This is a genomic window from Rathayibacter sp. AY1D2 (genome assembly GCF_002932695.1).
GTDB lineage: Bacteria > Actinomycetota > Actinomycetes > Actinomycetales > Microbacteriaceae > Rathayibacter.
Genome location: NZ_PSVX01000102.1, coordinates 1 through 7768, shown reverse-complemented (window position 1 = coordinate 7768; position 7768 = coordinate 1). Strand labels below are relative to the sequence as shown.

The window sequence follows — 7768 nt, the reverse complement described above, 5'->3', positions numbered from 1 at the left end:
GCGCGTCGCGCCCGGCACCCGCGACCTAGGGTGAGGGCATGCATCCGCTCGACGCCCAGGACCCGCTCGCGCACTGCCCCGAGCTGTTCGTCCGCACCCCCGAGGTCCGCTCCTACCTCGACGGCAACTCGCTCGGCCGGCCGCTGCGCGCGAGCGTCGCCCAGCTCGCGCGGTTCGCGGAGGAGGAGTGGGGCGGCCGCCTCATCCGCGGCTGGGAGGAGGGCTGGCTCGACATGCCGCTCGAGGTCGGCGACGCCCTCGGCTCCGCGGTGCTGGGAGCCGCGGCCGGGCAGACGGTCGTCGCCGACTCCACGACCGTCCTGCTCTACAAGCTCACCCGCGCGGCGATCGCCCGCCAGGCGGAGCAGGGGCGCGACGAGATCGTCGTGGACACCGACAACTTCCCCACCGACCGGTACGTGCTGGAGGGCATCGCGGCCGAGACCGGCAGCACGCTCCGCTGGATCGACTCCGACCCCGGGAGCGGCGTCGGCCCCGACGACCTCGCCCCGGCGCTCGGCGAGCGGACGGCACTGGTGCTGCTCAGCCACGTCGCCTACCGCTCGGGGTTCCTCGCCGACGCCGCGGCGATCACCGCTCAGGCGCACGAGGCCGGCGCGCTCGTGCTCTGGGACGCCTCCCACTCCGTCGGCTCGGTGCCGCTCGAGCTCGACGAGTGGGGCGCGGACCTCGCGGTCGGCTGCTCCTACAAGTACCTGAACGGAGGGCCGGGGGCGCCCGCGTGGGCGTACGTCGCGTCGCGGCACCAGGGCTCGCTCGCGCAGCCGGTGCAGGGCTGGATGGGCGTCGCCGACATGTTCGAGATGGGACCCGGCTACCGTCCGGCCGAGGGGATGCGGCGCTTCCTCAGCGGCACCCCGCCGATCACGGGGATGCTCGCGATGCAGGACATGATCGCGCTGATCGCCTCGGTCGGCATGCCCGCGGTGCGCGCGAAATCGGAGGCGATGACGGCGTACGCGCTGGAGCTGGCCGACGCGTGGCTGGTGCCGCGCGGGGTGCGGGTGGCGACTCCGCTCGATCCCGCCCGGCGCGGCTCGCACGTGACGATCGCGCACGAGTCGTTCGCCGGCCTCGTCCCGCGGCTGCAGGCGGAGGGGATCGTGCCGGACTTCCGCCGACCCGACGGCATCCGGATCGGCCTCTCGCCGCTGTCGACCACCTTCGCCGAGCTGGAGCTGGGCATGGCGGCCGTCCGGGACGCGCTGGACTGAGCGGGCCGGGGCTCGGCGGGGCGGCTGTCCCCGGCCCCGCCCCTGCCCCTACCGCGCGTCGCGCGTCCGGCGGGTGCTCTCCTTCTGCAGGGCCTCGACGAGCTCGGCCTTCGTCATGCGCGAGCGGCCGGAGACGTCCAGGCGCTTGGCGAGGTCCATCAGGTGCGCCTTCGTGGCGTTCGCGTCCACTCCGCCCGCCGTCTCGCCCCCGGGGGAGCGGCCGTGGCCCTCGGCGCGGGAGTCGGAGGGGCCGCTCTCGGCCTTGCGCTCCCAGTGGTCGCCGACCTTCTCGTACTCGTGCTTCAGTGCGGCGAAGGCCGTGCGGTGGGCGCGCTCACCGTCGCCGTAGCTGTCGACGGCCGAGTCGTGCGCGGCCGACCAGAGCTTCTGCGCGTGCTCGTCGGAGCGCTCGATGGTGGACGGGATCTGTTCCTCGCGGGGCATGGCGGCCTCCCTCTCGTCCTCCGACGCTACGTCGGGTCGGAGGCGCCGGTCACCCCGTTGACGAGCGCTCGGCGGGCGCCTCCGTCCCCGGAGCGCACTCGGGAGGCCGCTGCCGGTGTTCTCACCGGGCCGACGCCGATGATGGGGCGATGTTCATCCCGACCAGAGCCGCCGGTCTCGAGGCGCTCGACGACTTCGTCGCCCGCGCGGGCTCCGCCTACGCTCGCGACCGCAACCACGACCTCGGACCGTCCCGGGACAACGTCTCCGGGCTCTCGCCCTACCTCCGCCACCGCCTCGTCACCGAGCGGGAGGTCGTCGCCGCGGTCCTCGCGCGGCACCGCCTGACCGCCGCGGAGAAGTTCGTCCAGGAGGTGTTCTGGCGCACCTACTGGAAGGGCTGGCTCGAGCAGAACCCGGACGTCTGGCGCCGCTACCGCCGCGAGGTGGCGGACTCCTCCGCGGGCGATCCTCCGCCCGGGTACCTCGACGCGATCGGCGGACGCAGCGGCATCGACGCGATGGACGCGTGGGTGAGCGAGCTCGTCGAGACCGGGTACCTCCACAACCACACCCGCATGTGGTTCGCGAGCATCTGGATCTTCACCCTCGGACTGCCCTGGCAGCTCGGCGCCGACTTCTTCTACCGGCACCTGCTGGACGGCGACGCCGCGTCCAACACCCTGTCGTGGCGATGGGTCGCCGGCCTGCAGACTCCGGGCAAGACCTACCTCGCCTCCGCGTCCAACATCGCCCGCTACACGGAGGGGCGCTTCTCGCCGAGCGGCCTCGCCACCACGGCCCGCGCGCTCACCGAGGAGCCCTTCCCGCCGCGGGCACCGCTCGAGCAGGACGACGTCGTGGGGACCGTCGGCGCCCGCCCCGTCCTCCTGCTGCACGAGGAGGACCTCGAGGCGGAGAGCCTGCTCGCCGAGCAGCCGGGTCTGGCCGAGCGCCTCGTGGCGTGCGCCGTCGCCGGGGACGCGGGCGGGCGCTCGCCGTCCGGAGTCTCCGACGCGGTCGCCGCCTTCACCGCCGCGGCGCTCGCCGACGCCGCCGAGCGCACCTCCGACTCCAGCGGCCGGCCGGCGCGGGTGCTGGCGGACGCGCGTGCCGCGACGGTCGTCGACTGGGCGGTGTCCGAGCGGATCGACACGGTGGTCGTTCCGTACGCGCCGGTCGGGCCCGTCGGCGAGCGGGTGGAGGCGCTCCGCTCGGCTCTCGCCGACGAGGGGGTCGCGCTCGTCACCGTGCGCCGCCGCTGGGACGGTGCGGCGTGGCCGTCGGCGTCGCGGGGGTTCTTCCCGTTCCGGAAGCGGATCCCGGCGCTGGTGCGCGACCTCGTCGAGCCCGCCGACGCGGCCCGCCTGTTCTGAGCGGCGTCCTGTGAGCCGCGTCCTGTGAGCCGCGTCCTGTGACCCGCGTCCTGTAGGCCGCGTCCCGCGTCCCGCGTCCCGCATCCCGCATCCCGCGAGCCGCGAGCCGTGTCCTGTGAGCCCCGTCCCGCGACCCACGTCCTGTGAGCCCCGTCCCGCGGAACCTGCCTGGTCCCGCGGGGCGGGTGCCGCTCAGCCGAGTAGGCGGTCGCGGAGGAAGTCGCTCGCGAAGCGGCCCGAGGGGTCCCACTCGGAGCGGAGGGTGCGCCACTCCTCGAGGTGCGGGTAGAGCGGCGCGATCTCGTCGGCTCCGGCGAGGAAGTGCTTGCCCCAGTGCGGCCGGGCGCCGAGCGGCAGCAGCGCGCCCTCGACGGCGGGGAGCACGGCGTCGACGCCGGCGCGGTCCTTCTTGAAGGTGAAGTGCACGCCGACGCTGTCGCGGCCTCCGGCGGGGGAGAGCCACTGGTCGTCGCCCGCCATGGTCCGCAGCTCCGTGATGAGCAGGACGTCGTCGATCCGCTCGCCGATCGCGCGCAGCGCCACGATCGCCTCGCGGACGTTCGCGCGCGGCACCATGTACTCGCTCTGGATCTCGTCGCCCGCGCTCGGCTCGCGGTCGAGGCGGAAGTGCGGCAGGCGCTCGGACCACGGTCCGACGGAGCCGCCGAACGGGTTCAGGTTGGAGTCGACACCCTCCGAGACGGCGAAGAGGCTCGCGGAGGCGGCGACCGCGCCCAGGTGCGTCGCGTCGACGTCGGCGACGGATCCCGCCGCCACCTTGGTCTTCAGCCACAGCTGCTCCACCGTCGGCGAGGACCAGTGGGTCATGAGGCTGACGCTGTAGGCGGAGGAGGTGATCGCGTCGAAGTCGTCGAGTACGCGCTCCCAGGGCAGGTCGACGAACGCGTCCTGGCGGACGTCGAAGGTCGGCTGGATGTCGAGGGTCACGCGGGTGACGATGCCGAAGGCGCCGAGGCCGACGACGACGCCCTCGAAGCCCGGCTCCCCGCGGCGGATCGTGCGCAGCGAGCCGTCGGCGGTGACGAGCTCGAGCGCCGAGACGGCGGAGGAGAGGTTCGCGTTGCGGTCGCCCGAGCCGTGGGTGCCGGTCGCGATGGCGCCGGCGACCGAGATGTGCGGGAGAGAGCCCATGTTGTGCAGGGCGTAGCCGTTGCTGTGCAGGTGTGCGGCGACGACGCCGTAGCGGGTGGCGCCGCCGACGGTGACGGTGCTCGCCTCGGCGTCGATCACGGGGTCGGAGGCCAGGCGGCCCAGGTGCAGCAGTGCGCCGGGGGTGTCGGGCAGGGAGTTGAAGGAGTGGCGGCTGCCGAGGGCGCGGACGCGCTCGTTCTCGCGGACGAGGCGCTGCACCTCCTCGACGGACTCCGGCTCGATGATGGCGGCGGCGCGGTACTCGTAGGTGCCCGCCCAGTTGCTCCGTGAGGTCATAGGTCCATTCTGCCGGGTGCTCGGGGGATTTGTTGTTGGTTGCAACGAATGGCCTGGTAACGCACGGGACGCGGCAGGACGGAACGGCGTGGATTTTGTTCGGGGCGCGCTCCGGGCCCCTGACGGGGAGGGCGGCGATGACCGCGCGCAGACGATCCCGCTCCGATCTGTTCCGGGTGAGCGTGAGCCTCCTGGTCACGATCGTGGTGGTGCTGCTCGTCCTGGCGAGGGGGACGCTCGCTCCTGGCGACGGGGCCGTCGATGCGACGGGGCCGTCGATGCAACGGCGACCCTCGTTCCGGTCTCTCTGCTCGGCCGGCCGCTCTGCACCGCCCTCTCCGTGGGCTGGAGCGCCGCCTCGTACTCGCGCCTCGACGAGCAGGCGCTGCGAAGCGCCGCCGAGGAGGAGGCGCGCGGAGAGCGGCGCCTCCTCCCGCGGATGCTGGGGGCGACCGGGGCGACCAGCACGACGCTGTCGGCGGCGGTGCCGGCGATCGTGGTCACGGTGGCGATCGCGGTCACGATGGCGATCGCGCAGAGGACGGAGTTCCGCAGCGAGCCCCTCTCCATCGCCGCCGCCCTGCTCGCCGTCGCGAGCTCGTGGATGCTGATGGTCCTCTCGGTCGCACAGGCCTGCCTGCGCCTCGAGTCGCGGTCGCCCCGGCGGTCGCAGGTGCGGTTCGCCTTCGAGGGGGTGCCGCACTTCAGCGACGACGCGACCCTCGCGCTCCTGCTGTCCACGACGGCCGCCCCGGTCTCGGCCGAGATCCGCTCGAGAGAGGGCTGGCGCCTGGTGCGCGCGAACGTCGTCATCGCGTCCGCCTTCGACTCGGTCATCATCGCGATGACGGTGTCACTGCTGTTCGGCGGACTCGCGGCCTGAGACGGCCGGAGCGGAGCGTCCGGCGGAGCCGGGGGCGGCGGAGAACGTGAACCACGTGGAGGTCGTCCGGTCGTGATCTCCCGAGTTCGACGGCTCTCCTGCGCGGCGGGGGCGTCCGCCAGCCGGAGCGGGGCGGGAGCGGACCGGGACGGAGCGGACCGGGACGGAGGGGCGGACCGGGGACAGGGGCAGACCGGGACGCGGGCGGACCGGGACGCGGTGGCCGACGCCCCGAAGCGCCGAAGCACGACGGGACACGGGGCTCGAGGCTCGGAGCTCCGGGACACGGGGCTCGGAGCTCGGGGCTCGGAGCTCAGAACTCGGAGCTCGAGGCTCGACGAAGCGCGAACGTGCCGACGGACCTCGCGGCGCCGGAGGTGCGAGAGCGCGAGGGCGCCTGGGCGTGTCCAGGCCCGGCGATGCACCGCCTCGCGGCCGACGGAGTGTCGGATCGCCCGGCAGGTCGGGCTGCGGATCAGAACGGCGGAGACGCGTCCACGAACCGCGGCCGCGTCGGCGACAGCAGCGATGGCGACGGTCGAGGTGACGACGGTCGCGATGACCTCAGCTGCGATGACGAGGATCGTGGTGACAGCGGGTGCGGCTGCTGCTCCGGCTGCGGCTCCGGCTCCGGTTCTTGCGCCGACTGCGGCGTCGGTCGTCGCGTGGGCGGCAGCGGAGCCCCGGGCAGCGCCCGCGGTCGGTCGGTGATCCGACGGCCGGTGGGGGTCGTCCAGACGACGGTGCCGTCCGGATGGAGGGCGTAGGTCCAGCGGTCGCCGTGGCGGACGTGGTGGTGCGCGACGCAGAGCGAGGCCAGGTTGCCGAGGGCGGTCTCGCCTCCGTTCCGCCACTCGAGGGTGTGGTCGGCCTCGGCCGTCGAGGACGAGCGGGTGCAGCCGGGGAACCGGCAGGTCCGGTCGCGCAGCTGCAGCTGGAGGCGCATCCGAGGGGGCGGGACGCGGAGGGTCCTGCCGACCGACGTCACCACTCCCGTGTCCGGATCGGTCAGCACCCGCGTGAAGGTGGCCGCCGTGCGCACGAGCTCCCGGGCGACGTCGGCGGGGACGAGACCGTAGCCGTCGAGTTCGGCCGGCGCGTCGTCGAGGCCGACCGCGGTGCTGGCGGCGAGGGTGAGGCGCACGTCGGCGCGGACTCCGGAGACCGAGGCGGGGCTTCCGAGTACAGAGGCGGGGATTCCGCTCGCTCCTTCGCCAGAGGATCCGTCGCCCGAGGATCCGTCTGCGGAGATGTCGCCGTCGATGAGCAGATCGACGAGTGCGTCGGCCCGCAGCTGCGCGAGCGTCCGGCCGTCGCCGAGGGAGATGTCAGCGTCTCCACCGGCGCCGCCACCCGTCTCCGCGCCGAGCCCGGCACCAGCACGCGCACCAGCACCAGCACCAGCACCAGCACCAGCACCAGCGTCCGTTCCCGCACCGACTGCTACCCGGGCATCGCCACGGGCACCAGCACCGCTCTGTGCAGTCGCAGTCGCACTCGCACTCGCACTCGCACCTGCACCTGCACCTGCACCTGCACCTGCACCTGCACCGAGCCCGATCCTCGCCGCGTCCGCCCCGTCGCGGAGCGAGCGGGCGATCCGGTCGAGACGGTTGTAGGCGCCGACCGCGACCGGGGCCGGCAGCAGGGCGCAGAGCGTGGCCATGCCGTCGGCCTCGGCGCCGAGCCACACGCTGCGGTCCTCGCGGGCGCGGGCGTGGCGCTCGGTGAACGGCTGCTCGTGCAGCTCGTCGCGCAGCCGCGCCACGGTCCGGCGGAGCTGGGTGGGCGTCTGCGAGAGCGCCGCGGCGGCCGCCCGCTCGTCGAAGGACGCGCGCGACGGAGCGGGGAGGGTCGCGGCGGCGGCGCAGACGACCTCGCCGGCCTCCCAGAGGATCCGGGCCTCGGCCAGGAGGGTGCGGGTCGCCGGGAGGTCCTCGATGAGGAGCCGAGCGTGCTCGAGACGCCGAGACGCCACGCGCTCCGACATCCCGAGCGCCGTCGCGAACTCGGCTCGGATCGAGCGCTCCACGAGGTCTCCCGCCTCGCTCCGGGAGAGACGACTCCCCCGCGCGAACGACTCCGGCACGAGCAGCGCCGCCCGGTACGCCGTGTGCAGGGCGACGGCCCCCGCGAGCAGCACCGGTGCCGAGGAGCGGGCGAGCCCCGCCGCGAGACCGGCGAGCGCGCGCACCGCGTCGAGCGTCTGCGCCGTCTCGCCCGCGCGCACCGCCTCGACCGCCTGCGCCGCGTCACCCGAACTTCTCATACGTGTATTGAATCAGCGACAACCGACATCGGGCCGGGGCCCGTGACCAGGATCGGGACAACGGAGCCGGTACCCCGCCTGTGGAGGGACGAACCGCCGGCGAGCGCGGGCT

Annotated in this window: 6 protein-coding genes; 3 read left to right on the top strand and 3 right to left on the bottom strand. The window is 74.2% G+C overall.

The features are described from left to right. The first annotated feature begins 38 nt into the window (after positions 1–38). The gene (locus C5D04_RS17250; RefSeq protein ID WP_104292989.1) at positions 39–1235 is read left to right on the top strand and encodes a kynureninase; all 1197 of its coding nucleotides are present in this window, start codon (positions 39–41) and stop codon (positions 1233–1235) included. Positions 1236–1283: 48 nt separating this feature from the next. Here the strand turns inward: C5D04_RS17250 and C5D04_RS17245 are convergent, their stop codons facing one another. After that, complete coding sequence (locus tag C5D04_RS17245) at positions 1284–1679, bottom strand: ChaB family protein (protein WP_104225169.1); 396 nt, start codon at positions 1677–1679, stop codon at positions 1284–1286. A gap of 149 nt (positions 1680–1828) precedes the next feature. Here C5D04_RS17245 and C5D04_RS17240 point away from each other — a divergent pair, with 149 nt between their 5' ends. Continuing rightward, positions 1829–3055 (top strand): FAD-binding domain-containing protein, encoded by a 1227-nt coding sequence (locus tag C5D04_RS17240; RefSeq protein ID WP_104348114.1) that lies wholly within the window; start codon positions 1829–1831, stop codon positions 3053–3055. Between the two features lie 192 nt (positions 3056–3247). Here C5D04_RS17240 and C5D04_RS17235 read toward each other — a convergent pair whose 3' ends face one another. Further along, entirely contained in the window at positions 3248–4504 is a 1257-nt protein-coding gene (locus tag C5D04_RS17235) for an FAD-binding protein (RefSeq protein ID WP_104234610.1), read from the bottom strand. On the opposite strand from C5D04_RS17235, the gene C5D04_RS18415 reads away from it, so the two are divergent. Then, positions 4476–5387, top strand: a complete 912-nt coding sequence (locus C5D04_RS18415) for a DUF1345 domain-containing protein (RefSeq protein ID WP_104348113.1) — start codon at positions 4476–4478, stop codon at positions 5385–5387. The genes C5D04_RS17235 and C5D04_RS18415 overlap by 29 nt on opposite strands. A gap of 475 nt (positions 5388–5862) precedes the next feature. Here C5D04_RS18415 and C5D04_RS17225 read toward each other — a convergent pair whose 3' ends face one another. Beyond that, positions 5863–7656 (bottom strand): HNH endonuclease signature motif containing protein, encoded by a 1794-nt coding sequence (locus tag C5D04_RS17225; protein WP_104348112.1) that lies wholly within the window; start codon positions 7654–7656, stop codon positions 5863–5865. Positions 7657–7768: the final 112 nt, after the last annotated feature.